The following is a 26,015-nucleotide window of genomic DNA, read 5'->3' as shown; positions in this document are numbered from 1 at the left end:
AACTCTGTATGGGGCAATCTAGTCGGCTCCGCCCCCGAAAGTGGACGTCAGCGGGACGTGTCAGATTTGCGACGATGGGCCAGGAGCGAACATTCAGGCTGAGGCGTGTGCCACCGCTGACCTACTTCTTCGCTTGTTCAATCTTGACGGTGCTGCTCGGACCGATACTCGTCGCCTGAAGAACCACCTCGCCGTCCTTTGCCATCGCGTAGTGGGAGATTTTCGCCGGTTCAATCAAGAACGAGCCGGGTGGGTAGGCCTTGAATTTACTTTCATCCCACTGATCACCGTTCGCGTAATACAAGGTGCCGGACAGAACGATGGCCGTTCGCGTCTCACCATGCCAATGCGGCATGATCTTGAAGCCAGATGGGATTCTCACCCGCTCCGAAAATACTCCCGCCTTTTTCGGATCGCCATATAGGGTAGCGATTCCCACCGCTCCGGCGGGTCCCTCGAAATGAATGTCCTGAGGAAGCGTTGCGACAACCGCATCCTGGGCAAAAGCCGGCGTCGATCCACCAAGCGCGAGAAACGCCGCAGTCGCAAGGCTAATCAATGAAGGTGCCAGCCTTGTGGAGATTGCGTACGTCATCTCTCGATCCTTCCTGGGTCGGCGGTTGGAGCCGGAGGGCACCGGTCTCAGACCCGCAAGTGCGGGGGCGCGGGTTGATGCGAACTCTTTCGATGATGCCACTTTAGAGGTGGTTTGCCCGACCTTTCAAACTTTATCTAAAATGCACCAGATCGAATTTGGCGGAATGAAACTTCTTCACGCCACCATCATCTCCGATGAGGGATCAAGCGTTGCGCGGCGGCCCTACGCTTGAAGTCCATCGAGGAGGAGATCGATGTACTACGTCGCCGGTGCACTGCTTGGCCTGTCAGGCCTGTTCTATTCCGCGAGCCATAACGAGATCGGCTCGTTTGGTGCCACCGTGTGTATTTACGGAAGCGCCTTCTGCGACAACCCCATATATGTCATTGCCGGCGCGGGCCTCGCGGCCGCGTGGGGCATGTTCGTCAGCGTCCGCTAGTCCAGGTCAATCCGCCCTTACTCCAACAACAAAGCCCGCGACCGGTGACGGCGCGGGCTCGACGATTTCTGCGATGATGCCTGTTTACAGGTGATTTGCCCGACGTGTCAACCGCGAATGCGGACAATCCGAATCTAACCACCGAGCAGACGGCGGGAACTTTTCGTCCCTAACCCGAGTTAGCCGGGAGAATTCGGAAAAGCCAGCCGACGCGAGACACCGCCCTTCATGACCGCCCCCATCCTTCCCGCAGCGCCAAAATCCCTCCGGATGGTGCTGAAGCGGCTGGGGCCCGGCCTAATCACTGGGGCCGCCGACGACGATCCGTCGGGCATCGCCACCTATTCGCAGGCCGGCGCGCAGTTCGGCTATGGCCTGCTCTGGACGGTGTTTCTCACCCTGCCGTTCATGATCGCGATCCAGCTCGTCAGCGCGCGGATCGGCCGGGTCACCGGCAAGGGGCTGGCGGCCAACGTCATGAAGCTCGTGCCGCGCTGGCTGGTGCTGGCGCTGGTCGCGATGCTCGTTGCCGCGAACACGTTCAACATCGCGGCCGACATCGCCGCGATGGCAGAGGCGCTCTCGCTCGTCATCGGCGGGCTGAACCACGAGCACGCGCTGATCTTCGCGGCATCCTCGACCCTGCTCCAAGTCTTCGTGCCCTATCGTCGCTACACGCCGGTGCTGAAATTTTTGACGCTCTCGCTGTTCGCCTATGTCGCGACCGCCTTCACCGTGAACATCCCCTGGAGCACGGCGCTGCTCGCAGCAGTCTGGCCGCAGGCCAATGTCAGTGCCGATTATTTCCTGATGGTGGTCGCCGTGCTCGGCACCACCATCAGCCCTTATCTCTTCTTCTGGCAGGCCTCCCAGGAGGTCGAGGAGATGAACCACAGGAATCGCCAGCCCCTGGCGAAGGCGCCGCGCACCGGGGATCCCGAGCTGACGCGCATCAGGGCCGACACCACGCTCGGCATGCTGCTCTCGAACGGCATCGCCTTCTTCATCATCCTGACCACGGCCTCAGTCCTGCACGCCAACGGCGTCACCAGGATCAATTCAGCAACGGAAGCCGCCGAAGCGCTGCGGCCGCTCGCCGGCGATTTCACCTTCCTGCTGTTCGCGCTCGGCATCATCGGCACGGGCCTCCTGGCGATCCCGGTGCTGGCGGGCTCGGCGGCCTATGGCGTTGCGGAGATCTTCGGATGGCGCGCCACGCTGGAGGCAAAGCCGGATGAAGCCGTCGGCTTCTACACGATCATCGCGGCCGCGACCGTCATCGGCTTCTCGCTCGGCTTCACCGGCATCGATTCCATCCACATGCTGGTGTGGAGCGCGGTGCTCAACGGCATCGTCGCCGTCCCCATCATGGCGATGATGATGCTGATCGTCTCGAACGCCGGCGTCATGGGCAAGTTCAGGGCGCGGACATGGCTGATCGCGCTCGGCTGGCTCGGCACCGCGCTGATGGCGCTCGCGGTCGTGGCCCTGCTCGGCTCGTCCGTGGTCGGCTAGTGCGACGCCAAAGCGCCCGCGGCAAGAAGGCTCAGTTCGACGTCAGGGCCGCCGAAACCTGCGATGCAATGATGAAGGCCACGAACACGGCCGGCACGCTGATCAGTCTCAGAAACTGGTCTACCGAAAGCATCTGTCATCCCCCAAAGACAATGCGCCTTCGCCAATCGTGCGCCCTAGAGCTCCGTTCCGATTGAATCGGAACGGAGCTCTAGGTTCTAGTTTTGACGCGTTTTCTTTACGCGAACCGGTCGCCACTTCGCTGGAAAACGCTTTACTGAACCCTCTGCACGATTTGCTGATCGGCCGTGAGAATCTGGTCGGAAACGGTTGCCCCGCCCAAGGTGAGCAGCGCCAGAATAGAGATAACGGCCAAGGCTTGCATGGGGCTGATGGTGGCGGTCCGATTGTGGCCAAAAGGGACAGAAGCCGGCGCAATTTCGCGGCGGTCCCCGGAAAGATCGTGGCTATCCCCAGGCTTTCGGGCAACCCTCTGCGCTGCAAAACAACGCCGCTGCATAAGCGCCGCGCGCCTCCGTCGCTTCACGGGGCTCGTGCCTTGGCTTAACAAGCAAGAGATCAACAAGGCTCATTAAGCAGCCGCCGGGGAGCGACATGACGACATCATCCAAGGCCACCAGTCTCGAAATCCTCGCCTGCGACGCCGGCTGGCGAAACTACCATTTCGTCAAGCTGACGACGGAAGACGGCATCGTCGGCTGGAGCGAGTTCGACGAGGGCTTTGGCTCGCCCGGCGTCGGCGCTGCGATCCAGCGGCTGTCGAGCCGCGTGGTCGGGCAGAACGTCTTCCAGCACGAGCGCATCCATGCCGAGCTGTTCGCAGCGACGCGGCCTGCCGCCGGCGGCGTGCTGGCGCAGGCGCTGGGCGCGATCGAGAACGCGCTGCTCGATGCCAAGGCCAAGTGCCTCGGCGTGCCGTGCTATGAGCTCCTCGGCGGCAAGATCCGCGACCGCGTGCGCGTGTACTGGTCGCATTGCGCGACGTGGCGGATCAATCATCCCTCCTGGTACAAGCCAGGAATCGAAAGCCTCGACGACGTCAAGGCCATGGGGCGCGAGGTGCGCGAGAAGAAATTTTCGGCGCTCAAGACCAACATCTTCTCCTATGACGACGGCAAGCCGACGGGCTGGCGGCCCGGCTTCGGCTCGCCGTTTGCGCCCGAGATCAATGTCGACCGCAAAATCCTGCGCGACCTGCACATGCATCTGGAGGCAATCCGCGACGGCGCAGGCCCCGATGTCGAGATCCTGCTCGACTGCAACTTCAACGCCAAGACCGAAGGCTATCTGAAGATCCTGCGCGCGATCGCCGACATCGACATGTTCTGGGTCGAGATCGACAGCTTCAATCCGGAAGCGCTCGGCTACATCCGCAGGCAAAGCCCGCACCCGATCTCGTCCTGCGAGACGCTGCTCAGCTTACGCGAATTCCTGCCCTATTTCCGCGAGCAGGCAATGGACGTCGCGATCATCGACACGCCGTGGAATGGCGTCTGGCAGTCGATGAAGATCGCGTCGGCCGCCGAAGCCTTTGAGGTCAACGTCGCCCCGCATAATTTCTACGGCCATCTCTGCTCGATGATGAACGCGCATTTCTGCGCCGCGGTGCCGAACCTGCGCATCATGGAAATCGACATCGATCGCCTGGCCTGGGACCGCGAGTTGTTCACGCACGAGCCCGAGATCGCGAACGGCCATCTCGTGATTCCGGATCGCCCGGGCTGGGGCACCGAGCCGAGCGAGGAGGCGCTTGCCGCGCATCCGCCGAAGACCCACGGCGGGCTGCTCAGCTATGGCCGCAAAAGGTGAAAGCCAAGAGCTGAAAACTACGGCGTTATGGGGTTGACGGCCGGGGATGTCTTCGGTCCCGGCCGCGCCGGCTCTATTCGTGATCTCGGATCGGTCGGCAGCACCATGGCGCCTGCGGCGCGCGCGGCTTCACCCGTGGTGTGATACATCGCAACATGCGCGGGCTGCGTCTTGGCCCGGCTCCACGGGCCGTGATCAACGAGCAGCATCGCGGCAATGGTGAGGCCTGCGACGATGAGCGCGATTACGCCGGGATGGCGAAGCGCAACGGCAAGGGAGTTCGTGAAGCTTGTTGCCATCGAACACTCTGGGCTGTTTCCTCTGAGTCGTTAACTCGGTGAGCTCGCGTCGGGTTCCGGCTGGAACAGGTGGGTTCCGCGAGAGTCCGAGGAATTCAACGGTTGCTTCACTTCACGTCGGGACGCGCGTCGCCGACGAACTTTTCGCGGTTCGGCATCTTGATCGCGGCCAGCGATTTGGCATCGAGCGTCGCATCCGCGCCGAGCAGTCCGTTCAGGCTCAGGATGTAGGCGGACACCGCATAGACGTCGTCATTGCTGAGAGACTGCGGCGCGTTCTGCGGCATGGCGCGGCGGATGTAGTCGAACAGCGTCGTCGCGTAAGGCCAGTAGCTGCCGACAGTGCGGATCGGCCTCGCTGTCCCGATCGTCCCCTGCCCTCCGACCAGCCGATCACCCAAGCCGCCCTCGCCCTTGTCGCCATGGCAGGACGCGCATTGCTGAGCGAAGACCTCGCCTCCCCGACTGACCGTGCCGCGGCCCTCAGGCAGATTGCTGCCGTCCCGTCCGATGTCGATGTTCCAGCCTGCGATCTCCGCGGGCGATGCCGACCGTCCGATGCCGTACGGGCTTTGCGCAGACGCGCCGCCCGTCCACGCGCACAGCAGGATCGCGAAGGCGATGCCGCCAAATTCACGCCAGCGCATTGGTCACCTCACCGCTGTCTGCGATGCGCCAGGGCCAGATCGCGTCGTTGTGGTAGAAATAGTTTTCGCCGCGCACGGCAAGGAGCTGATCAAGCGTCGGCTGGACGTAGCCGGTCTCGTCGATGGCGCGGCTCTGGATCACGGCGGCCTTGCCGTCCCATCGCCACGGAAAGCGGAAGCGCGTCAACGCGCGCGTCAGCACCGGCTCCTGCAATTGCGCTGACTGCCAGCTCTTGCCGTCATCGACGGACACCTCCACGCGGGCGATCCTGCCGTGCCCGCTCCAGGCAATCCCGGTGATCTCGTGAAAGCCGGGCGCATCGAGGCGCTGTCCGCCGGAGGGACGCGTGATGATCGACTTGGCTTCAATGTAGAAGGAGAATTCGCGCGCGGTGCCGTCGGGCAGCAGGTCGGTGTATTTCGAGGTCTCCTCGCGCGAATAGGTGGGCTCCGACGTCACGTGCAGGCGCCGTAGCCACTTCACGCTCATGTTGCCCTCGAAGCCGGGGAGAAAAAGCCGCAGGGGATAGCCCTGCTGCGGCCGCAACCGCTCGCCGTTCTGGCTGTAGACCAGCATGGCATCCTCGAGGCATTTCTCGATCGGGATGCTGCGCGTCAGCGCCGCGGCGTCGGCGCCTTCGGCCACGACCCACTTGGCTTCCGGCCTGAGACCGGCTTCCTCGAGCACCAGCTTCAGGCTCACGCCGGTCCACTCGGCACAACTCACCAGGCCCACGAGGTCGGAGGCGGTCTTGCCATACGGTTTCGTGTAGCCGGGATTCCCTGAGCATTCGAGGAAATGGATGCGCGACTGCGACGGAAAGCGCCGTAGGTCATCCATGGTGAAGATCAGGGGACGCTCGACCAGGCCATGAAGCATCAGGCGGTGCTGCGCCGGATCGATCGTCGGCACGCCGCCGTGATGGCGCTCGTAGAACAGCCCGTTCGGCGTGATGATGCCGTCGAGCTCCTGCAACGGTGTCCGGCTCGAAGCCGAGATGTATTGCTTGAGGTTTTTCGAGATGTTCTTGACGACGTTCTTCTCGAACGGCGACGGCGCCCCATAGGGCTGGCTGCCCATCGGCTCGCCCGGCGCCTTCATCCATTCGGGAATGTCGGGCGGCAGATTGTCCGTCCCAGCCGCGGTGGCGGCGGTGCCGGCACCGAAAACGACTGCACTGAGGGCCGCGCCGCCGGACTTTAGGAAGCGACGGCGCGTGGTTGCGTCGATGCCGTCAGTCGTTCGTGCCTTGGTCATTGCGGGCCCTCGTGCTCGGCCGCATGAAATCGCCTCGCGAGCGCCTTGGCAATTCGCGCGCGTTTCAAAATCAGGCGATCGTCGCGACGGCTGATCTAAATCCGCGGTCTCGCGGAGGAGTTCCTTTCCGGCGCCGCAGCGCATGAACAATCTGATCGGCGTCTCGGACTCTACTCGCCTGGCAAGATCGCGTTGCTTGGCGTCGGGCGATCCGCGATCTGTTGCCCGAACAGGCTGCCAATCAGCTCGACGGCGGTCCGCGCGGTGCGGCCGCGCTCGTCCAGGAACGGATTGAGCTCGACGATGTCGACCGACCGGACCAGACCGGAATCGTGCAGCAGCTCCATGATCAGATGCGCCTCGCGGTAGGTCGCTCCGCCCGGCACCGTGGTGCCGACGCCGGGAGCCACGCAGGGGTCGAGGAAATCGACGTCGAAGCTGACATGCAGCACCCCGTCGCTCTCCTTCACCCGCTCGATGAAGCGCCGGATCAGGACGGCAACGCCGAACTCGTCGATCTGGCGCATGTCTGCGACGCGGATACGCCGCGTGCGCATCAGCTCCTTCTCGAGCTTGTCGATCGAGCGCGTGCCGAACAGCTCGAGCTGGCCGGGATCGATCGAGGCGCGCGGCTCCTTGCCGAGCAGCCCGTCGAGCCCGGGCTCGCCGCACAAAAACGCCGCGGACATGCCATGCATGTTCGCCGTGATCGTCGTAGCCGGCGTGTTGTAGTCGGCATGCGCGTCGAGCCAGAGCACGAACAATTTGCGCCCGCGCTCTTGCCAATGACGCGCCATGGCGTTGACCGACCCCATCGACAGCGTGTGGTCACCACCGAGAAAGATCGGGACCGCCCCACTCTTGGCGACGTCATAGGCGCGATGGCTCAGCAAGCGCGTCCAGCGCTGGATTTCGCGGTAGTGATTGGCGTTCTGGGGCGGCTCGTCGCTCGGATCAGGAATGCCGGCGACCGAAAGGTCGCCATGATCGACGACCTCGAAGTCGAGATTTTCCAGCAAGGTCGCAAGGCCGGCGGTCCGCAAGGCCGCAGGGCCCATCAGCGTCCCGCGCTGCGAAGCGCCCATGTCGATGGGAGCGCCGAGCAACGCAATGCGCCTGGTTCGATCCGATGTTGTGCGATCGGTCACGACCATCTCCCTGATCAGGTCTGCGCTGAGGCATCAGCCTACCAGAGATTCGCCTCCGTCGTTTCCCGGGTCCGATGCCATCGCCGGACGACGCCCACGGGAACCAAACCTCGCCCGCGGCATTTTCAGTGTAGGCCGGCACCCGCCGTCAAGACGGCGCCAGTCGCGGATAGCCAAAGGTCTTCGGACCCGCTGTTCAGAACGAGCGCTCGCGAGGATAGCCAAAGGTGCCGGTCCCTGCCATTTCGCGGGCGTGGAGGTCGTAAGCCTTGAGCGTGGACATACCGGAACCAGTTTCGCAACCAGGCATAGCCGAGCGCGCCATCGATACCGCAACCGACGTCTCTCGCACGATCGGCGAGGTCGCCGGCGGCCTGCACGCCGCAGTCGATCGTCTTACAGCGGCCATCGAGGAGGCACGAAAGCCCGGCAAGCCGCTCTCGACGGTCGCCGCGATCACGCGCGAGGCGCCGCTGGCGAGCCTTTTCGTCGCGTTCCTGTTCGGCGTCGCGATTGCGCGCCGGCGCTAGAACAGTTTTGGTCCCCGCCGATCGAGCTGCGCCTCCCATGTCGCCAGTGTGGCAGCGACGATCATCACCGCGATTCCGGCAACGCTGACCCAAAGCTGCGCGACGAAGCCGCCGGAAACATCGCTGAGGATGACCTGACCGATAAAGGACAGCAGGACTCCCAGGCAATACATCGAAAGCGAGTTCTCGCCACAACGGATCATCGCGATCGCAGGCGGTGGTACCGGTCGGCGTCCCTCCCGGAGCGTGAACCGCGAAACCACGACGGCCAGCGCGAGAAAGTGCACCAGGCGCACCGGCGCCAGGTGGCTCTTGTAGATCGGATAGATCCATCCCGAGACATCGTCCGGGATCAGCAGCTGCAACACATCGAACTGCCAGCTCAAGGCGATGACAAGGCTGAACAGCAGATAGAGCAGCGCAACCACCAGGGTCACCCGCGACTGCACGAGTGGCCTGATCATGTTACCGCCGCTGCCGGCATACCAAGCGCCGAACACGAACAGGAGCTGGAAAGCGAACGGATTGAAATAGAGTTCGCCGGTCGGCCAGGCCGGCACGTGCCAGCTCCGGAGCTGGACCATCAGATACACGAGGAACGAAGCGGCCAGCGTCGTCGTGGGGATACGGATCAGGAGCCACAGCAGCAGCGGAAACGCGAGGTGCAGCAGCACGAAGGTCGGGAGGATATCGGTATTGACGGGCGTATATTGCAGCATCGCCGCATGCACGAGCGCCGCGCCGGGGTCCTTGAAGAAAAAGCCCGTGTTGGTTTCGTCGACGTACCGCTCACCACCGCCGACCAGCCATACCAGGGCGACATAGGCCCCAAACAGCAGCAAGAATGCGCAGTAGATCTCGAAACTCCGCCGCAGCGCCCGGGCGATCACCGTGAGCCATCCCTGCTCCGGCAGAGCGCCGCCATAGGCCAGCATGCAGGTGTAACCGGAGACGAAGACGAACACCTCGGTGGTGTCGCTGAAGCCGTAGTTGCGCAGCGTCAGCCATGCCAGCGAATTATCCGGGATGTGATCGATGAAGATGAACCACAGTGCCAGTCCGCGACAGACGTCCAATCGCAGATCGCGGTAGCCCTTCTGTCCGTGCAGAAGTGCTCCCTTGGCCAACTCCGGGTGATAATCCGTCACGATCCCGATGAGCCTCGAAACGACGGGCATGTCGCACGAGACTGCATGATACCGATTCTGCCGGGATTGTCTGTACCGCCGCGCGTCGCACTCAAGCGGCGCCGACGACCTCCTGGATCGGCTGCACCGTCAGAAACTGACGCCCGAATGCGGCGGCCGGCATCGGGCGGCCGAAGAAATAGCCCTGCCCTTCCTCGCATCCCATGCTGACCAGGAAGTCGGCCGTGGCGCGGTTCTCGATACCCTCGGCGATCACGGAGAGACCAAGCTGCTTGCTCAGTCCGACGGTCGAGCTGACGATCGCTGCGTCGTCGGAATCGGCGAGCAGATCGAGCACGAAGGAGCGGTCGATCTTGAGCCCGTCGAGCGGAAACTTCTTCAGATAGCTCAAGCTCGCGTAACCCGTGCCGAAGTCGTCGAACAGAACGCGGACACCGAGCTCCTGGATGCGCTTGAACATGTCGAGCACCCGCGCCTCGTCGAGGAGGAGGATATCCTCGGTCACCTCGAGCTCGAGCAGCGAGGGCGTGAGCCCGGTGGCGGCGAGCAATTCGCCTACCGAATGCGCCAGATCCCCCGAATGAAGCTGCGACGGCGACAGATTGATCGCGACGCGGACGTTGTTGCCGGACAGCTCCCACGCCCGCGCCTGTTTGCAGGCCGTCTCCATCACCCAGCCGGCGATCCGTTCCGAGAGCGCGGACGTGTTGACGACAGGCATGAACTCCGCCGGCGAGACGTAGCCGCGCGATGGATGACGCCAGCGGATCAGCGCTTCCGCGCCGAGGAGTGCGCCATCAACCAGACGAACCTGCGGCTGGTAGAACAGCTCGAATTCCTTGCGGTCAGCGGCCTGCGCGAGCTCACTCTCGAGCGTCAGCCTTTTCTCGAGCTCCTCTCTGATGGTGCTCTCGAAGATCACGTAGCCGCCGCGGTGGGTCGTCTTCGCCCGGTAGAGTGCGAGATGGCCGTTGCTCAGGAGGTCGTCGGCGTTCTGCCCGCCGTCCGGATAGAGGGCGACCCCGGCGCTGATCCTGACGCGATGCTGGCGCGTGCCGGCCGCGAGCGGCAGCTCGAACGCGCGCATCACGCGCTCGGTGAACACCGCGATCGGCTCATTGGCCTCGACGCAGTCGATCGCGATCGCGAACTCGTCGCCGCTGAGCCGCGCGACGATCGCTTTGACTCCGGCCTCGGCCCGCAGCCGCGCAGCGACCGCCTTGAGGACGAGATCACCGGCCGCATGACCGAACATATCGTTGATCTGCTGGAAGCCGTCGAGCCCCAGCACCAGGAGCGCGACCTCGTGCGACTGCCGCTTCGCCGCCGCGACCAGGCCGACCAGCCCCGCATGCAAGGTGTTGCGGTTGGCAAGGCCCGTGAGCGAGTCGTACTCGGCGAGATATTTCACGCGTTCGGCCTCGCGCTTGCGGACCGAGATGTCACGCAGGATCGCGCCGTACTGAAAGCCGTCCGTGCCTTGCCAGCCCGAGAAGCTGGCCTCGACCGGAAACACCTCGCCGGTCTTGCGCCGTCCCTCGAACTCGACGACGACGGCCCCGCCCGGGACCAGCAGCGCCTGACGCGCAGCGTCACGTGTCGAGAAGCGCTTGGCCGCGCCGTCGGTCGGCGCTGCGCAGAGCGTTTCGAAGGGGCGGCCGATCATTTCCGCCGGCATGTAGCCGAAGATCGCGCTCGCGCCGGGATTCCACACCGTGATCATGTGGTTCTCGTCGGTGCAGACCAGGCCGTCGCCGAGCGACATCGCGATGCGGTGGAAGCGGCTCTCGGCGATGCGACCGAGCAGGCTGCGGAAATCGATCTCGTCGAGCGCGATCGCGGTGAGATAGGCAACCGTCGCGATGTGGAACAGCGACGTGTCGATGACGAGCGGCCATTTCAGCTGCACGAGGGCAGCGAGCAGCTCGACTGCCGCCGCCGCCGCAACGAGGATCACAACCCGAACACCCGGACCGAGGCGGCGCCAGGAGAACATCATGAGCAGGGCCAGAGCACCGAGGCCCAGGATCATGCCGATATCGGAGGTCCAGCGCAGCGTGCGATGCTGAAGGATCGATTCCGCCGCCAGAGCCTGTAGCACGGGACCGGATGCGACATTGCCGTTGGGTACGCTGAAGCGGTCGCCGAGCTCGAAGGCAGTGGCCCCGACGAGGACCTTCTTGTCTTTCAGCTTGGCAAGGGTCGTGGCGTCGCCGCGCAAAACGTCGGCAAAGGAGACGCGCGGAATCGAAGACGCGCGGATCGAGAAATCGATCAGAAACGGCGCGCTCCGGTTGGCATATTGCCCCGCCAACACCGCCGCCATCGAAGGCACGAACTCGTCGCCGAGCTTCTCGCCGAAAGGATAGCGTCGAACCAGCCCGTCGGACTCCACCGAAACATTGACGACGGCCGGCCACGACTGTTCGCCGAACGGCGTCAGAGGGCGGTTGATGTGGATCCCGCCGCTGTTCGGTGCCGGTTGCTTGAAGGACGGCAGTATCGTCGAACCACCGACGTCCGTGAGCGCCTCGACGAAAGCCTGGTCGGATGCAGGATCGGACGGTGTGCTGAAATCGACGTCGAAGGCGACATCGCGAACGCCGGCGCTTTCGAGCTTGCGCAAGAGCTCGGCATGCAGCCGCCGCGGCCATGGCCAGACGCCGATCCGATCGATCGATGCCGCATCGATCGCAACCACGGCAATATCGCCGCTCGCCTCGCGCGATTGCCAGGCGAAGCGCAAATCGGTGAGCGCACTGCGCAGTGCACCGTGCCATCCCGTGGACAGCACGACGGCAAGCGCAGCCACAACCAGAATATGCGGTCGATAGCGTTTCACTCAGTCCCCCCGCACATCCGGCTCAATCCGGACGCGCCCCCTTTGTCCACTTACGAAATAGCCTCAATGCTTGTGGCCATGCGCGTGGCCGTTGCTACCGTCGCCGCCGCCATTCCCGTTGCCATTGCCGTTGTTGCCTTTGTCATTGCCGGAATGGCCATTGTTGGAATTATCGCTCGACGAACCGGCCGTTGTCGCAGCCGTCGTCGTGGTCGTGCTCGAGGTGCTCGTGCTGCCGCTCGTGGTGCTGCTGCTCGTCGTCACGGCCGTCTGGGCGGCGCTGTTGGACACCGTCGTCGTGCTCGTCTTGCTATCGCTCCAGACAGTATCGGTGCTGGAGCTTGACGCACTTCTGACGGCGGCGGTCGTAACCGATCCGCGTGCGAGCCCGTGCGTCACCTTGTGGAAATTCAGCTTCACCTCACCAAGCGAGCTGGAGATGCGGACCACGCCCGGCTTGACGTGAGACTCGCCAGCCGCCTGCAGGGGTTTGGAAGCCGCTCCGGCCGCCTTGCCCGTCTCGATGTGCACGAGAGCATGGAAGCTGTGGCCGTTCGCAGCGTTGCGCGGAGCCGACAGGCCCGATTTCGGCACCGGCACTCGCTCGATGGTCGACGCGCGCGGCTTGCCCTGCTCGATCGGATTGAAGGTGCCGGAGCCGCTCAGGTTGAGGCCAGGCTTGCCATGCTCGAAGGCCGTCGCGGCCTGACCGGGCATCACCTGTGCGATCTGACCGGTGCGGAAATCGGAGACTTCGACCTGCCCGCGGACGACGCCGACCTTGGTGCTGTCGGCGTTCACCGTGACGCTGAACTGCGTGCCCTTGACCACGGCAGCGAGATAGGGCGTCTCGACTTCGAAATGCTTGACGTTGCGCTTTTCGACTTCGAGCAGGATCGAGCCCGCCTGCTGCACAATGGTGGTCGAAAGCCCGTCCTTCTGCTCCGTCGGCAGACCGACGACCGAATTCGGCGAGATCAGGATGGTCTCCTCGCCGCGCACCAGGAGCACGCGCCCGTTGCGTCCGGTCCGAATGGTATCGCCTGGCTTCAGCGTCTCTTCCTGCTTGAGCGAGACCTGCTGTGCGCCGTCGGTCGCGATCCAGACGTCGCCCGACGCCTTGCTGACCGACCAGACACCGCCATCCGCTGCAAAGGCGTTGGAAGCAAATCCCAGTACTAGCGCAGCCAGGAAGGTGCGCCGCATTCCATCTCTGCCGAGCATGATGAGTCCTCAGTCCACGAACAGCGGGCCTGAGATTTATCGGAGATGTCTCAAGATAGGATTAGCCGGAGTCCCAGCAAGTTCCATCGCTCCGTTAACCAATCGTTGACCATAAAAAACTATGAAAAATCATGAGCCTAACGATCTCTTACCATGCCCGCGGAGGAGCTCCGTTGAACTACGGAGAGCGGTCTCGATGGAGCCGCCGGTGGAGACATTTTGTGACCCTAATGGCCCTGCTTGTGCCCACTCTTGCGGCAATTCCGCAAGGTCTCGCGCAGCAAGCGAACCAGCCGGGCTTCGATCCGCGACAGACCGAAAAATATTTCGACACACAGTCCGATCAGAACTCCCGCAGCCGCACTCCCGTAAGACTACCGAGTCTCGGCCGGCCCGACGTCGGCGCCGATGCCCGGCCGCAATTCGTGCTTCGCCACGTCAGCATCGTTGGTGCGGACAGCATTCCGCGTGAGCGCATCACCAGCACCTGGCAACCGTATCTTGGAAAGCAGGTGTCGCAGGCGGACCTCGCGGTGATCGCCGGCGCCGTCAGCGATCTCTATCGCTCCGCCGGTTTCCATCTGAGCCGGGCCATCATCCCGCCGCAGGACATCCACGATGGACGCGTGCAAATCCGGGTGATCGAAGGCTCCATCGTCGAGGCCGACTTGAAAGGCGATGGCGCCGAGCAGTTCGGCATCCGTCCGATGCTGGGGCCGGTCCTCGGCGAACATCCCTCGCACCTCGCCACGCTCGAACGCCAGCTTTATCTGATCAACGGATGGCCGGGGGTGCGGATCGCAGATACCGAGCTCGAGGAGATTGGCACCGCGAGCGGCCGTTTCCGCCTCACGGTCTTCCTGAAGACCTGGCACATCTTCAGCTCGTTCGGCCTGGACAATCTTGGATCATCGTCGGTCGGACCGTGGCAGACCTATGCGACCGGCGCCTTCAATTCTTACCTCGCGCCCGGCGATACGCTGGCGGTCAACCTGTCGACGATCGCGAACGATCCACGTCAGCTTGGCTTCGGACGATTGTCCTATGACGCGCCGGTCGGCGTCGACGGCGTACGGCTCGGCGCCTCGATCCTGTACAGCGCGGTGCGGCCGGGCGATGCCCGTCGCCTCGACAGCGACATCACGACGACGGAAGCCTTCGAACTACGGGCAAGCATCGTCCCGCTTCAGTCGCAAGCATCTTCGCTCACGCTCACCTCGGCCTTAGCGTTCAGCAACGTATCGGAGCACGATATGTTTGGGCCGTGGTACAATGACCACATCAGGACCGCGAGCCTGACCTCGGATTACCGGCTGCAGGACCGCTTCGGCGGCACCAACTATCTGACCCTGACCTACCGCCAGGGACTCGACATCTTCGGCGCCTCGCACTGGACCGACGACCTTCTGTCGCGCGACGGCGCCTCGGCGAACTTCTCGGTGTTGAACGCCTGGTTCACGCGCTATCAGACCCTCACCGACGCTTGGTCGATCAAGCTCTCAGGCGCAAGCCAGACCGCGTCCCGGCCGCTGTTCAGCTCGCAACAATTCTATCTCGGCGGCGCCGCCTTCGGCCGCGGCTATGGCGCCGCCGAAATCAGTGGCGACAATGGGCTTGCCGGATCGATCGAGCTCCGCTTCGACCAGACGGTCAACTTCCGCTACTGGACCGGCTACCAGATCTACGGCTTTGCCGATGCCGGCGCGGTGTGGAACGATGGCTATCGGCTGAGTGACGGACTGTCGCTGACATCCGCCGGCGCCGGCATACGCCTGTTCCTGTGGGACGATTTGCGAGCCGATCTCGCCGTCGCAGTTCCGCTCAGCTATCGCGCGCCTGACAATGAGCGGCGGAACGCGCGGTTCCTGTTCACGCTATCGAGTGCCTTCAGGCTCTGCCCGGAGCGCGGCCAGGCGAACTGCATCTAGTTTCCGGCCTAACGTTAGCCTGCGATCAAGCTTGCCTAAATTTAATCCCGTCTCGCCCTCACAATCGCTCGATCCGCGAGTTCCCCATCATACCTCTGTGAAAAGTGATCGGGATGAAACGATGAAGAGGGCTTTCGCGATTCTGGCGTTCCTTTGCGTCCTTGCCGCGGGCGAATATGTCGCCGTGAGCAAGTTCGCGATCCGCCACGAGACGCTCAACCTGTTCGATGCCGCGCGCCAGCGGCCGGTCTCGGTCGACATCGCCGTGCGCCGCGACTACGAGACCAAGGCCAATCTCGGCCTCTGGAAGCTTCCGCTCGCCGTCATCAGCAACGGCAACACGGTCAAGGCCATCGAGTATTCGTTTCTCGCCAACGTGCTCGCCGCGCGCGGATATCTCGTGGCCAGCATCCAGCAGGATCTGCCGACCGATCCGCCCCTGATGACCAAGGCCGGCCAGCCCTATGTCGGTCGCAAGGGCGTTTACATGCGCTGCGAGGCCAACATCCTCTTCGTCCTGAACGAATTGAAGAAGCAGCAGGAGAACGCGGAATACGATCACATCACGCTGGTTGGTCACTCCAACGGCGGCGACGTCTCCATGTATGTCGCCCATCAGCATCCCGAGCTGGTGTCGAAGGTGATCACGCTCGACAATCTGCGGGTGCCCTTCGTGCTCAGCGATCACCTAAAGATCCTGTCATTCCGCTCGAAGGACCCGAAGTTCGTCACCGATCCCGGCGTCCTGCCAACGCCCGAGCAGGCAAAATTGCGCGGCATCGACATCATCAATACAGGCGCCCAGCACACCGAGTTGAGCGACCGGGGCCCGGATTCGGTGAAGGAGAAGATCCAGGCCACGCTGGATCAGTTCCTGCGCAGCAGCTCCAGCAGCGAGCTCGCGCCGACCGATACGACGAGCCCGATGATCATGAACCCAGGCGATTACTAGGCTCACTCGTCAATCGAGGGCACGCAAGGTTCCCTTTTTCTCCAATAATCATGGTTTGTTGAACCGGGAACATGGCAAGAGCGACCTAATGGGCGTTCGCAGAGTTCGATCCCGTGGCAACGGAGGCGGCCATAACACTCCCTTACGAAAACCAGCGCCCCGTCGTCTCGCACGACAGCCTCGCCGTCGTTGTCTACGTGCTTTACGGCGTGGGTTATTTTACCGGGATTTCGGCGCTGATCGGCGTCATCATCGCGCATGTGAAGATCGACGATGCGGACCCCGTGCCGCGCTCGCACTACCAGTTTCAGATCAGGACCTTCTGGATCGGACTGGCGTACCTCGCGGTCGCCATTCCGCTGTGCACGGTGCTGATCGGCTTTCCGATTTTTGCCTGGTGGTTCGTCTGGTCAGTGGTCCGCGTCGTCAAGGGCAGCCTGTTGCTCATCGAGCACAAACCGATCGCTAATCCCAAGTCCTGGCTGTTCGGATAGTCCAGCCATCAAATGTGGCTTACGTCCCATCCAGGCCAGCTTGCGGCAGATCAAGGCGGCTCGGCGCCGAACGCGCGACAAGGCACACCTCGAGCGTCGGGGAAGCCCAGATGTCGCACTACACACAAAGTCTAAGGCTGCCCGCCGCGGCTGCGCCGGCCTTTCTTCGCCGCCTCTACCGCTCCACCCGCAGGCTGGTCCGGTCGATCATCGCCCGCATCGACCTCTCCCAATTCCCCGGATCGTGCTGCGGTTGAGCACGGTCGCCGGACAAATGGTTCAAGGACGCCCCATGCGCGCGCCTGTCAGACGGCTTTCAACCCTGATCATGGCAGCCGGCCTGTCCGGATCGCCGGCTTTCGCCGCCGATCCCGATCACGGCGCCGATCTTGCAAAGCGCTGGTGCGCGAGCTGCCACGTCGTGACGAGCGAACAGAAACAAGCGAGCGCGGACGTCCCCGCCTTTGCCGCCATCGCGCGCAGGCCCGACTTCACGCCGGAGAAGCTTGCCTTCTTCCTGCTCGATCCACATCCGAAGATGCCGAACTTCCCGTTGAGCCGGGTCGAGGCCGGCGACATTGCCGCCTATATCGGCTCGCTGCGCCAGTAGCACGTGAGAGCATGATCCGGCCGAGGGCGCGTTAGCGCAAAGTGTGAAGCGGTTTTCCCTCGCGACAAACGCGGCACGCGTTTGCGCGGAGATCATGTTCAAACGACAACGCGCCCCTCAAATGCAAATCCCTGCCGGTTGAGCCGACAGGGATCAGCAGAAAGGATGACGGACGGCGGACGGTATGTTCATCCGGTGGCCCATCATGGACCTGCCCTGCGATTGAATTCTGCGCGACGCTCTCACGCAAGATCAATTTGTGAGCACGCGCGACCGCCCGCGGTTCAGGACTTGCCTTTGCCGGGCTGCATCAGGTTGCCGGTGATCTGTCGCATATGCTCGCCGGCGTTGGTGAATTGACTTCTCAGGAATTCGGACTGGATCCGCATGGCTTCCTGAAGATCGGTTGCGTGAACCAGCTTGCGCGCGTGCTCGAACGCCGCCTTCATGTTTTGTTCGGTAAAAGCAAGCGCCTGCTTGGAAACCTCCGTACCGGTTCCAGGCACCGATGACATCGATTTGGTGGCAGCATCGAAAAACAGGCCGAAGGCTTTCTCCGCCTGATCGATGGTCTTCTCGGCCAGATCGCGCAATTCGGCCGGAACTTCGAGCTTCGGTTCGATCATGTCGCCGTCCTCCCCTTGTCCCTAACTGATTTATCACACTTATCGGATCGCATTCCAGCGGCTAGGCTGGCGTCAGGGATCCCTGGGGCGGTCGGTTCTGGTTCGGACGTCGACGGGCGATACCTCGCCTCACGAAAGCGGATGTTCGGGAATCTCTTCGGTGGTGAGGTCTTCGACCAGCTTGATGACCTCGAAACGCTGCCGCGGCGCGAGCTTGAGAAATGCGCGGAGCAGTCGCAGGCTCTCGACGGTTTGACTCGCAGGCGCCCCCAGCTTCAGGTGCAATTCAGTCGCGAAATTGAGGTTTTTCATCTCGCACCTATGAAAGGAACGGCCTTCGTGAGACGGCAGACGTGATTCGAGAACCGGACCTCGGACATGAACAGCTCTCGGCCGGGCGACCGCGGGCGGACCGCCAAACCGCATGCTCGCAACGGATCGGGCGGACCCGATGAGGTTGCAATTATGACAAGGAACAACCCTTCCGGCAAGCCAAACTCCTGGGAGAGGGTTGCTTCATCGTCACCGCACCTCGGCAAATTCCGGATGACGGACCTGGTCCACCCCCGCCTGCGACAGGATTCAGCAGGTCATAGCTGCACCTTGGCTTGATCTGCGTCAATGCGACAACGCGGCTTATTTTGTTTCCCATTATGAACGGGGAACGGGGGGCACGATGCGCACATATTATTTCGATTTGGGGGATTGCGCCCCGGTTCGGGACCGGCAGGGCACGGAGTCCACGCCGGGGGCCGCGAACTGATCGGGCTACTGCTTCTTCAGCGTGTAGACGTAGTCGTTGAGGCCCGCTTCGATGGTCGCATCATCCACGAAGTGGAAATCGATCTCGCACCCTGTTTCTAGCGTCTTGATCTTGTCGCCGGTGAAGCCGAGCGAGGCGGCGAGCGCCTTCGGATCGGCCTTCTTGCTGGAGTGCTGCATCTCGTCGAAAGCGCCCTGAAAGATCATGTCGGCGCCGTAGTCGGTGAGCTTGTACTGCGGCTTGGCGCACGCGAAGGGGCGCGGGCCCAAGATTTCCTTGGCCTTGACGAGGACCATCTTGCCCATCAGCCGCGCCTGCTCGGCGCTGTCGGGCTTATGCTGCGGATCCGCCCAAGGCGCCACCAGCGCGCTCGTGAATTTCCAGCTTCCGACGTAGGAGGGGTCAGCTGCGTGAGCGATGCTGGCCGCAACCACAGAAGCAAGAAAGCAAACGACGCCGGCGAATTTCATCAGATGGTCCCCTCATTCTCGTACTTGGACGCGGGGCCCCGCCTCGCGGTTCACCTACAACGATATTTTTCAAAGACATGAACCGTCATTCGCAAGCGGGCGACCAAAGGCCCAGTGCGACACGGCCACGCAGATCACGGGCGCCCTGGCTGACTTTTTCGACCAACGATTCGGGCGCGTGTCCAGCAAGGGAAGACGGCATGCTTTCTCGCAGCGATCTCGTCAAGGGCGCGGCGGTTGCGCTTTTCACTCTCGCATCACACGGCGCATGGGCGCAGGAGGCCAAGATGAACCTGTTCAAGATCGTCACCGTCAAGGACGAAATCGTCATCGGACTGAACGCCGAAGAGCTCCAGGCGCTCGGCGGCACCGACGCCAGCGCGGTGGCCCATGCGCTGGCGCAGAAGGGCGATCTCACCGTATGGCAATACAACGTCCACCGCGGCCAGAACGGCGAGTTGCAGCAGGCGCCGACCGCCAAGATCGGGTTGCTGGCCAACGCCTCGCTCCGCGTCGAACCCTACACGACGCCGTACCAGATCATGCCGCATCCGTGAGATGCGTGATCACGCTCGAACGATAACCCAGAGCGCGATGACGATTCATCCAATCTCTTCGCGCTCTTGGGCATGTCGACAAAAAGCGGCGCCGGACTGTCCCTGTCCCTTCCTCAAGCGAGAAAGCGCATACCGTGGATAGCACCCAATTGCTCTGGACCCAGATCGGCGCCGGCATCTGCACATTGATGTTTGGCGGCATGCTGTTCAACCTGCTTCGCCTGCGTGGCCGTATCCAGGCCGCCACCAGCTGGATAGCCGTCGAAGGCGTCATCATCGCATCGGACGTGAAAGCGCCGTCAGCGTACGTATCCGATGACCTGGACGATGCAACCCCGCTCGTTCGCTATCGCTACCGGGTCGGCGGCCGGGAGTTCGAGAGCGACAGGACGAGGATCGGTGGCACGGCAATGACGACGAGAACGCTCGCCATGCGACAGGCGGCGCAGTATCCGGTCGGGGCCGTGGTCGACGTTCACGTCGATCCGAAAGACCCCGGCAATGCCGTCCTCGATCCCTCGCAGGTCAGCAACCTTTCGGCACAGATCGCCCTCACCGTGACGTTCGGCATCATCGCAGCCGTTCTGATCGCGCACGTGGTCGCCGGCCGGGTGCTCTATGCCGCCGGCGGCGTGCCTCTGTTCGCCTTCCTGCTTCCCGCACTCGCTTTCGCCGCGGCCGTTGCCGCCATTCTCGGCTTTGTCCGGATGCGCCGGCTCGCCACCGCAAGCCTGCGCTGGCCGACCATTCCGGGAACCGTGACGGCTTCGCGCGTGATCGAGGAGATGATCGAGGAGCGCAGCGACGACGACCGGACGCGCGTCAAGAAGATCCACCGCTACCAGGTCGATCTCCGCTACGCCTACCACGTCGGCAATCGGGATTTCGTCGGCGTCCGCCCAAACTGGGGCTGGACCGGCATCTATGGGCTTCGCGAGCTCGCCGAAAACGCAGCCGGCAAATATCCGCCCGGCCAGGCTGTGACGGTCCATTACGATCCCCGGCGGCCGTCCCATGCCGTGCTCGAGCCGGAAAGCCGCCAGGGCTCGTTCGCGCCGCTGATCTTCGGCGCAATCAGCTTCGCCGTTGGAACGGCCCTGCTCTGGATCTTAGTTCGCGCCAGCTTCTCCTGAGCTAGCGCATGATCCGGCCCGGAGGGCCGCGTTAGCGCAAAGTGTGACGTGGTTTTCTCTCGCGACAAACGCGGAACGCGTTTGCGCGGAGATCATGCTCGAACAACAAACCTGAAGCGCGATGAAGATCTCACAGCGCTTTGGCGCCGGGCGGGCTCGTCGTGCCGCCGTCAGTCGCAAAGCCGTAGACCTGTGCCAGCCGATCGAGGCATTCCTGCAGCCTCTTGGAGAAATAGTCGTTCCAGCGCTGGCTGCGCACGGCGCGGCGTTCGCCGACCTGCTCCATTGTCAGTCCGAGCACCAAAACGTCGTGCACGAGCGCCGCACCGTCCGTGCCGAGCTCGCGCTCGATCCGGTTCAGCCGCAACACTGCCTGGCGCTGGCTCTCAGTGACGGGCTCACGGCCGAGGGTGCCGTCGACATATTCGCGGCTCGGATCGACCGCCTGCGGCCCCCGCTCCGCCTTCTCCCAGTCGTTCTGGAATGCACGGCCGCCGCGGTACTGCGCTTCGTCGATCTGGTGATGGGAATGGAGCCGGCCCAACGGATCGTGGCGAATCGAGCGCAGCGCGATGATTTTCTCGCCGGGATCAAGGCCTAAGGGATTATCGACCTCGACTTCCGCCACTTCGGCGTGGAGCGGCAGGTCGCGTGACCTGCGCTCGTAGATCCCTCCCAGGCGAAAGGTCTTGCTGCGTTTGGCGCGTGCCACTTGGATACTCCTTGACACAAAACGATGAAAATCGGATTCCCAGCACGGGGCGGCCAGGTTCAGGCGGCCGCGACGAGCCGCAGGATGACCGGGCCGGTCGTTCGCGCCGTGTCGGGCCCGGAGGTCAGGTGAAAATGGGGCGTGCAATAGCTGGAGCCCGGGCGCCGGGGATGACCGCAGAAGGCGATCAGCTCCCCGTCCTTGTCCCCTCCATACGGATAGCGGCAGTCGCCGGGTTCGAGCGCGAGCAACGGGACCAGCCGCGGCCGGATCCCGACGCAGCGCAGCTTGACCGGTTCGGCCGGCACGAGGGGCGGCTTGAACGCCTCGCCTTTCCCCGCAGGGTTTGGCCAGAGCTGCGGGAACAATCCATTCGGCAGATGCGGCGCGATCGGCGGAGCTGGCATCTGCTTGGTCGCAGCGAGCCCCATCCGCTTGGCCCGCCCGATCACCGCGTTTCGGCTGTAATTCGTTCCAAATCTTGCGTTAATCTCCTTGCCGATCTCCGCGAAAGACAATCCCTTGAGAAAATAGTCGCGCAGCGCGTCGGAATGCTCCGACGCCCAGTTGCCCGGTTCCATGCTGTCTTGCCCTGTGATGCGCCCCATCTGGTCCGAACGACGTTCTTGAGGCGAGACATACTTTCCGATATTCCGAATACAATGTCAATCTAGAATTCTGATATTCGTAATAGATAATTCCGAATTTCGGTTTAAGGTTGTCACGAAGCTGGACAAACGAGGGAAATCACCATGCTGGACGCGACGATGATCGAACGGGGCCTGAAGCGGTCAGGCAAGAGCAAGGGCGGGCTGGCCCAGGCCATGGGCGTCCGACCGGGCGCGGTCTCCGAAATCCTCGGCGGCGAGCGCCTGGTCAAGGCGTCGGAAATCCTCCCGATTATGGAATACCTTGAGCTCAATCTCTCGCCGATCATGGGCCGGGTCGGCGCCGGCGCCGTGATCGAGCCGGAATATGAGCAGGTCCCGCCGGAAGGACTGGGCGACATCGTGCTGCCCTTCCCGATCATGGAGGAGACCGTCGCCTTCGAGGTCATGGGCGATTCGATGCTGCCCAAGTACGAGAACGGCGACGTGATCGTGGTCTACAAGGAGCAGCGTTTCCCGCTGTCGAGCTTCTATGGCGAAGAGGCCGTGGTCCGGCTGAAGACGGGGGAGCGCTATCTGAAGACCATCGAACGAGGCAAGACCCCCTCGGTCGTCAATCTCGCCAGCTTCAACGCCAAGCCGATCGTCGGCGTGAAGCTGGAGTGGGTCGGCGAAATCTGCCTCACCATGCCCAAGGGCCAGCTCGAGCGGCTGCGTGCCAAGTCGGCACGCGCACGCAAAGGCAAGGGCAAGTAACGCGCGGCCTGCCCGAGACCACAGAGCCTCGATTTCCGATTTTTGGAAGTCGAGGCTTGACTATATTCTTATTTTCCGAAATACTGCGGTTCACCTTGAGGCGGGCTGGGAATCTGGATGCAGTATTTCGTCGTGATGATCGACTATGGTCGCCGCGGCCGCGAAGCGGTCGTCGACCCCGAAGTCACCCGGCGCGAGGTCGTCTCGCGCGTCGCCTCCGGTGAATACGGAAACATCTGCTTCATCCACGAAATCAGCGGGTCCGCGGTCGAGGACGTGACCGAGGATATCCTCACCCAGGCCGCACTGCCTGAGGTTGCGCCTGACGAGGTCGATCTTCGGGCGGCCCGCTTCGATCATGCCCGCGACCTGCGCAAGCACGAACGGACGTGAGGCAGGCCGCAAGCGGCCTGCCTCACCATCCGATCTGGCATCACACCAGCAGCACGGTCGATCCCGTGGTCTTGCGTGCAGCGAGATCGGCATGCGCCTTCGCCGCGTCCTTCAGCGGATAGGTCTGGTGGACCTCGATCTTGACCGCGCCGGACTTCACGACGTCGAACAGCTCACCCGCCATCGCCACCAGGTTCTCGCGCTTCGCCGCGTAGGTGAAGAGCGTCGGACGGGTAACGTAGAGCGAGCCCTTCTGCGCGAGCAGCCCGAGATTGAGCGGCTCGACCGCACCGGAGGACTGGCCGAACAGCGCGACGACACCGAGCGGCGCGAGGCAGTCCAGTGACTTCAGGAAAGTGTCCTTGCCGACGGAATCATAGACGACCGGCACCTTCTTGCCGCCAGTGATCTCGTCGACGCGCTTCACGAAATCCTCGCGGGTATAGATGATGACGTGGTCGCAGCCGTGAGCTTTGGCGAGCTTGGCCTTATCGTCGTTGCTCACCGTGCCGATCACTGTCGCGCCGAGATGCTTCGCCCACTGGCTCAGGATCAGGCCGACGCCGCCCGCAGCCGCATGCAGCAGGACGGTGTCGCCCGCCTTCACGCGATAGGTCTGGCGGATCAGATACTGCGTCGTGAGTCCCTTCAGCATCATCGCCGCCGCGGTCTTGTCGTCGACGCCATCGGGCAGCTTCAATAACCGGTCGGCCGGGATCAGCCGCGCCTCGGAATAGGCGCCGAGCGGCGAGGCGCCGTAAGCGACGCGATCACCCGGCTTCAAATCGGTCACGCCGGGTCCGACTTCCTCGACCACACCGGCCGCCTCGCTGCCGAGCCCGCTCGGCAATTGCGCGGGATAGAGACCCGAGCGGTTGTAGATGTCGACGAAATTGAGACCGACCGCGGTGTGACGGATGCGCGCCTCACCCGGACCGGGCTTACCGACCTCGACTTGTTCCCAAACCAGGACTTCCGGACCTCCGGTCCTGTGAAAACGAATGGCATGCGTCATGGGTTTTTGCTCCCTTATTGTTGGAGTGTTCGCCGAAGAAAGCGGATTGGGCTGTGAAATAGGCATTTAGTCCGCCCGTTACAGTACAGAGACGTTACAAGAATGTCACAGCGGTGGACAAACGCCCGCCGTTCCGCCTCTGTTCGAAAGAGTTGATGACGGCGCTTACGCCACCGGCGGTAGATTCTGCGCGGGGTTTGGTGGTCGCCTGCGAAGGAGAGCCGAGATGCCAGCCTATGTACAGCATCATCAGGACATCGAGATCGCGCCTGTAATTTGCCCCAGCTGCATGGGGTTCCTGCCAATGTATGTGCGCGAGGTCGAGCCGCATTGGAGCCTCGCCAAGATCGACTTCGTCTACGAATGCGCCGATTGCGGCGGCGAGTTGCGGCAGACCATCCGGAAACCTGAGCTGCTGCGTCACTAATCGAGACACCCGAGCCTGCGCTCGCGTATTTGCGCTGAACGGAAAAATGCCGTCAGCGCAATGTGTTCCCCGATAATCGAGGCTTGTTCTTTGTCCGGAAGGGGGGCAGAACAAGCCTCGAAAAGACCATCGGGAGCGCCCATTCGTGGCTGATCAGAAGGCCTCGACCTCGATCGAGGCAGTGGAGAGCGGCCTCGCCGCGCAAGGCTATATCGCAAGCCGGCAGATCGCGACCGCGGTCTATCTGTCGCAGCAGATCGAGAAGCCGATCCTGGTCGAGGGTCCCGCCGGCGTCGGAAAGACCGAGCTTGCCAAGGCGATCGCCGCCTGGCGCGGCATGAAGATGATCCGCCTGCAATGCTACGAGGGCCTGGACGAGGCCAAGGCGCTCTACGAGTGGAAATACGCCAAGCAGCTTCTCTACACCCAGATCCTGAAGGACAAGCTTGGCGAAGTGCTCGGCGGCGCGCAGACTCTGCACGCCGCGCTCGACCAGTTGCATGATTTCGGCGACGTGTTCTTCTCCAAGGAGTTCGTCGAACCGCGCCCGCTGCTACAGGCCCTCGAGCAGCCCGGCGGCTGCGTATTGCTGATCGACGAAATCGACAAGTCCGACGCCGAGTTTGAATCGCTGCTGCTGGAGATCCTGTCCGATTTCCAGGTCACCATTCCCGAGCTCGGCACCGTCTCGGCGATCACACCGCCGACGGTGATCCTCACCTCCAACAGCGAGCGCGATCTCGGCGACGCCTTGAAGCGGCGCTGCCTGCACCTGCACATCGGTTTTCCCGAGCAGCGGCTGGAGGAGCGCATCGTCGAGAGCCGCGTGCCCGGAATCTCGCAGACGCTGCGCCGGCAGATGGTCGGCTTCATCCACGAGATCCGCACGCTGGACCTGAAAAAACTGCCGTCGGTCAGTGAGACCATCGACTGGGCGCGCGTGCTGGTGCTGCTCCAGGCCGGCGAGCTCGACAGCGAGATCGTCAAGGACACGCTCAACGTGCTCCTGAAATACGAGGCCGACATCGAGGCGGCGGCGCCCCACGTCACGACGTTCATTGCCAAGGCGGCGCGGTCCAACGTCTTCGGTTGA

At 63.0% G+C, this 26,015-nt stretch carries 29 protein-coding genes; 15 read left to right on the top strand and 14 right to left on the bottom strand.

What is annotated here, in order from left to right:
• Positions 1-121: 121 nt before the first annotated feature.
• Positions 122-595, bottom strand: a complete 474-nt coding sequence (locus YUU_RS0147695; protein ID WP_027528436.1) for a cupin domain-containing protein — start codon at positions 593-595, stop codon at positions 122-124.
• Between the two features lie 256 nt (positions 596-851).
• On the opposite strand from YUU_RS0147695, the gene YUU_RS0147690 reads away from it, so the two are divergent.
• The 3 genes from YUU_RS0147690 to YUU_RS0147670 all read left to right on the top strand — a co-directional run bounded on the left by YUU_RS0147690 (position 852) and on the right by YUU_RS0147670 (position 4,382).
• Entirely contained in the window at positions 852-1,037 is a 186-nt protein-coding gene (locus tag YUU_RS0147690; RefSeq protein WP_027528435.1) for a hypothetical protein, read from the top strand.
• 228 nt (positions 1,038-1,265) lie between these two features.
• Positions 1,266-2,552 carry an NRAMP family divalent metal transporter gene (locus tag YUU_RS0147685; RefSeq protein ID WP_027528434.1) on the top strand — a complete coding sequence of 429 codons (1,287 nt, stop codon included), beginning with the start codon at positions 1,266-1,268 and terminating at the stop codon, positions 2,550-2,552.
• Between the two features lie 615 nt (positions 2,553-3,167).
• Positions 3,168-4,382, top strand: a complete 1,215-nt coding sequence (locus YUU_RS0147670; protein ID WP_027528433.1) for a mandelate racemase/muconate lactonizing enzyme family protein — start codon at positions 3,168-3,170, stop codon at positions 4,380-4,382.
• Between the two features lie 17 nt (positions 4,383-4,399).
• Here the strand turns inward: YUU_RS0147670 and YUU_RS0147665 are convergent, their stop codons facing one another.
• The 4 genes from YUU_RS0147665 to rocF all read right to left on the bottom strand — a co-directional run bounded on the left by YUU_RS0147665 (position 4,400) and on the right by rocF (position 7,734).
• On the bottom strand, positions 4,400-4,681 hold the full coding sequence (locus tag YUU_RS0147665; RefSeq protein ID WP_027528432.1) for a hypothetical protein: 282 nt from the start codon (positions 4,679-4,681) through the stop codon (positions 4,400-4,402).
• A gap of 107 nt (positions 4,682-4,788) precedes the next feature.
• Positions 4,789-5,328, bottom strand: coding sequence for a c-type cytochrome (locus YUU_RS0147660; RefSeq protein ID WP_027528431.1), 540 nt, complete (start codon positions 5,326-5,328; stop codon positions 4,789-4,791).
• On the bottom strand, positions 5,315-6,586 hold the full coding sequence (soxC, locus tag YUU_RS0147655; RefSeq protein WP_051390309.1) for a sulfite dehydrogenase: 1,272 nt from the start codon (positions 6,584-6,586) through the stop codon (positions 5,315-5,317). The genes YUU_RS0147660 and soxC overlap by 14 nt, the downstream gene beginning before the upstream one ends.
• A gap of 170 nt (positions 6,587-6,756) precedes the next feature.
• Positions 6,757-7,734 (bottom strand): arginase, encoded by a 978-nt coding sequence (rocF, locus tag YUU_RS0147650; protein ID WP_027528429.1) that lies wholly within the window; start codon positions 7,732-7,734, stop codon positions 6,757-6,759.
• Positions 7,735-8,003: 269 nt separating this feature from the next.
• On the opposite strand from rocF, the gene YUU_RS0147645 reads away from it, so the two are divergent.
• On the top strand, positions 8,004-8,264 hold the full coding sequence (locus tag YUU_RS0147645; RefSeq protein ID WP_027528428.1) for a hypothetical protein: 261 nt from the start codon (positions 8,004-8,006) through the stop codon (positions 8,262-8,264).
• Here YUU_RS0147645 and YUU_RS0147640 read toward each other — a convergent pair.
• The 3 genes from YUU_RS0147640 to YUU_RS0147630 form a co-directional block, all read right to left on the bottom strand.
• The gene (locus YUU_RS0147640) at positions 8,261-9,442 is read right to left on the bottom strand and encodes an OpgC domain-containing protein (protein WP_027528427.1); all 1,182 of its coding nucleotides are present in this window, start codon (positions 9,440-9,442) and stop codon (positions 8,261-8,263) included. The two genes, YUU_RS0147645 and YUU_RS0147640, sit on opposite strands and share 4 nt — an antisense overlap.
• Positions 9,443-9,503: 61 nt before the next feature.
• A complete protein-coding gene (locus YUU_RS0147635) occupies positions 9,504-12,254 on the bottom strand; it encodes an EAL domain-containing protein (protein WP_027528426.1) in 2,751 nt (916 codons plus the stop codon).
• Between the two features lie 63 nt (positions 12,255-12,317).
• Positions 12,318-13,478 carry a FecR domain-containing protein gene (locus YUU_RS0147630; protein WP_027528425.1) on the bottom strand — a complete coding sequence of 387 codons (1,161 nt, stop codon included), beginning with the start codon at positions 13,476-13,478 and terminating at the stop codon, positions 12,318-12,320.
• A gap of 131 nt (positions 13,479-13,609) precedes the next feature.
• Between YUU_RS0147630 and YUU_RS0147625 the strand changes: the two genes are divergently transcribed.
• The 5 genes from YUU_RS0147625 to YUU_RS0147610 all read left to right on the top strand — a co-directional run bounded on the left by YUU_RS0147625 (position 13,610) and on the right by YUU_RS0147610 (position 17,462).
• A complete protein-coding gene (locus YUU_RS0147625) occupies positions 13,610-15,406 on the top strand; it encodes a ShlB/FhaC/HecB family hemolysin secretion/activation protein (protein WP_027528424.1) in 1,797 nt (598 codons plus the stop codon).
• A 121-nt stretch (positions 15,407-15,527) separates the two neighbouring features.
• Positions 15,528-16,358, top strand: a complete 831-nt coding sequence (locus tag YUU_RS0147620; RefSeq protein WP_027528423.1) for an alpha/beta fold hydrolase — start codon at positions 15,528-15,530, stop codon at positions 16,356-16,358.
• A gap of 113 nt (positions 16,359-16,471) precedes the next feature.
• Entirely contained in the window at positions 16,472-16,852 is a 381-nt protein-coding gene (locus YUU_RS0147615) for a hypothetical protein (RefSeq protein WP_198031991.1), read from the top strand.
• Positions 16,853-16,962: 110 nt separating this feature from the next.
• Positions 16,963-17,109, top strand: a complete 147-nt coding sequence (locus YUU_RS59965) for a hypothetical protein (RefSeq protein WP_156944968.1) — start codon at positions 16,963-16,965, stop codon at positions 17,107-17,109.
• Positions 17,110-17,144: 35 nt separating this feature from the next.
• Positions 17,145-17,462: a cytochrome c gene (locus YUU_RS0147610; protein WP_027528421.1), complete on the top strand. Its 318-nt coding sequence runs from the start codon at positions 17,145-17,147 to the stop codon at positions 17,460-17,462.
• Between the two features lie 284 nt (positions 17,463-17,746).
• On the opposite strand, the gene YUU_RS0147605 is transcribed toward YUU_RS0147610, so the two are convergent.
• The 3 genes from YUU_RS0147605 to YUU_RS0147595 all read right to left on the bottom strand — a co-directional run bounded on the left by YUU_RS0147605 (position 17,747) and on the right by YUU_RS0147595 (position 19,321).
• Positions 17,747-18,088 (bottom strand): phasin, encoded by a 342-nt coding sequence (locus YUU_RS0147605; RefSeq protein WP_027528420.1) that lies wholly within the window; start codon positions 18,086-18,088, stop codon positions 17,747-17,749.
• A gap of 129 nt (positions 18,089-18,217) precedes the next feature.
• Positions 18,218-18,400, bottom strand: a complete 183-nt coding sequence (locus YUU_RS0147600; protein WP_027528419.1) for a hypothetical protein — start codon at positions 18,398-18,400, stop codon at positions 18,218-18,220.
• 456 nt (positions 18,401-18,856) lie between these two features.
• Positions 18,857-19,321: a hypothetical protein gene (locus YUU_RS0147595; protein ID WP_027528418.1), complete on the bottom strand. Its 465-nt coding sequence runs from the start codon at positions 19,319-19,321 to the stop codon at positions 18,857-18,859.
• 200 nt (positions 19,322-19,521) lie between these two features.
• Here YUU_RS0147595 and YUU_RS0147590 point away from each other — a divergent pair, with 200 nt between their 5' ends.
• Positions 19,522-19,878, top strand: coding sequence for a hypothetical protein (locus YUU_RS0147590; protein WP_027528417.1), 357 nt, complete (start codon positions 19,522-19,524; stop codon positions 19,876-19,878).
• A 134-nt stretch (positions 19,879-20,012) separates the two neighbouring features.
• Positions 20,013-21,011, top strand: a complete 999-nt coding sequence (locus YUU_RS54665; protein ID WP_035665387.1) for a DUF3592 domain-containing protein — start codon at positions 20,013-20,015, stop codon at positions 21,009-21,011.
• 130 nt (positions 21,012-21,141) lie between these two features.
• On the opposite strand, the gene YUU_RS0147580 is transcribed toward YUU_RS54665, so the two are convergent.
• Positions 21,142-21,723 (bottom strand): hypothetical protein, encoded by a 582-nt coding sequence (locus YUU_RS0147580; RefSeq protein WP_027528416.1) that lies wholly within the window; start codon positions 21,721-21,723, stop codon positions 21,142-21,144.
• Between the two features lie 59 nt (positions 21,724-21,782).
• Entirely contained in the window at positions 21,783-22,304 is a 522-nt protein-coding gene (locus tag YUU_RS0147575) for a GcrA family cell cycle regulator (protein ID WP_027528415.1), read from the bottom strand.
• 171 nt (positions 22,305-22,475) lie between these two features.
• On the opposite strand from YUU_RS0147575, the gene YUU_RS0147570 reads away from it, so the two are divergent.
• Together YUU_RS0147570 and YUU_RS0147565 are read left to right on the top strand one after the other, a co-directional pair.
• Positions 22,476-23,087 (top strand): S24 family peptidase, encoded by a 612-nt coding sequence (locus YUU_RS0147570; protein ID WP_027528414.1) that lies wholly within the window; start codon positions 22,476-22,478, stop codon positions 23,085-23,087.
• Positions 23,088-23,204: 117 nt separating this feature from the next.
• Positions 23,205-23,480, top strand: coding sequence for a hypothetical protein (locus YUU_RS0147565; protein WP_027528413.1), 276 nt, complete (start codon positions 23,205-23,207; stop codon positions 23,478-23,480).
• A gap of 40 nt (positions 23,481-23,520) precedes the next feature.
• Here YUU_RS0147565 and YUU_RS0147560 read toward each other — a convergent pair whose 3' ends face one another.
• Positions 23,521-24,495: a quinone oxidoreductase gene (locus YUU_RS0147560; protein WP_027528412.1), complete on the bottom strand. Its 975-nt coding sequence runs from the start codon at positions 24,493-24,495 to the stop codon at positions 23,521-23,523.
• Between the two features lie 226 nt (positions 24,496-24,721).
• Here YUU_RS0147560 and YUU_RS0147555 point away from each other — a divergent pair, with 226 nt between their 5' ends.
• Together YUU_RS0147555 and YUU_RS0147550 are read left to right on the top strand one after the other, a co-directional pair.
• Positions 24,722-24,922: a hypothetical protein gene (locus YUU_RS0147555; RefSeq protein ID WP_027528411.1), complete on the top strand. Its 201-nt coding sequence runs from the start codon at positions 24,722-24,724 to the stop codon at positions 24,920-24,922.
• A gap of 145 nt (positions 24,923-25,067) precedes the next feature.
• On the top strand, positions 25,068-26,015 hold the full coding sequence (locus tag YUU_RS0147550; RefSeq protein ID WP_027528410.1) for a MoxR family ATPase: 948 nt from the start codon (positions 25,068-25,070) through the stop codon (positions 26,013-26,015).

Origin of the sequence: Bradyrhizobium sp. Ec3.3 (assembly GCF_000472925.1) — a bacterium.
Classification (GTDB): Bacteria; Pseudomonadota; Alphaproteobacteria; order Rhizobiales; family Xanthobacteraceae; genus Bradyrhizobium.
Note: the sequence above shows the minus strand (reverse complement) of the source record. Positions and strands in the feature narration are given on the sequence as shown.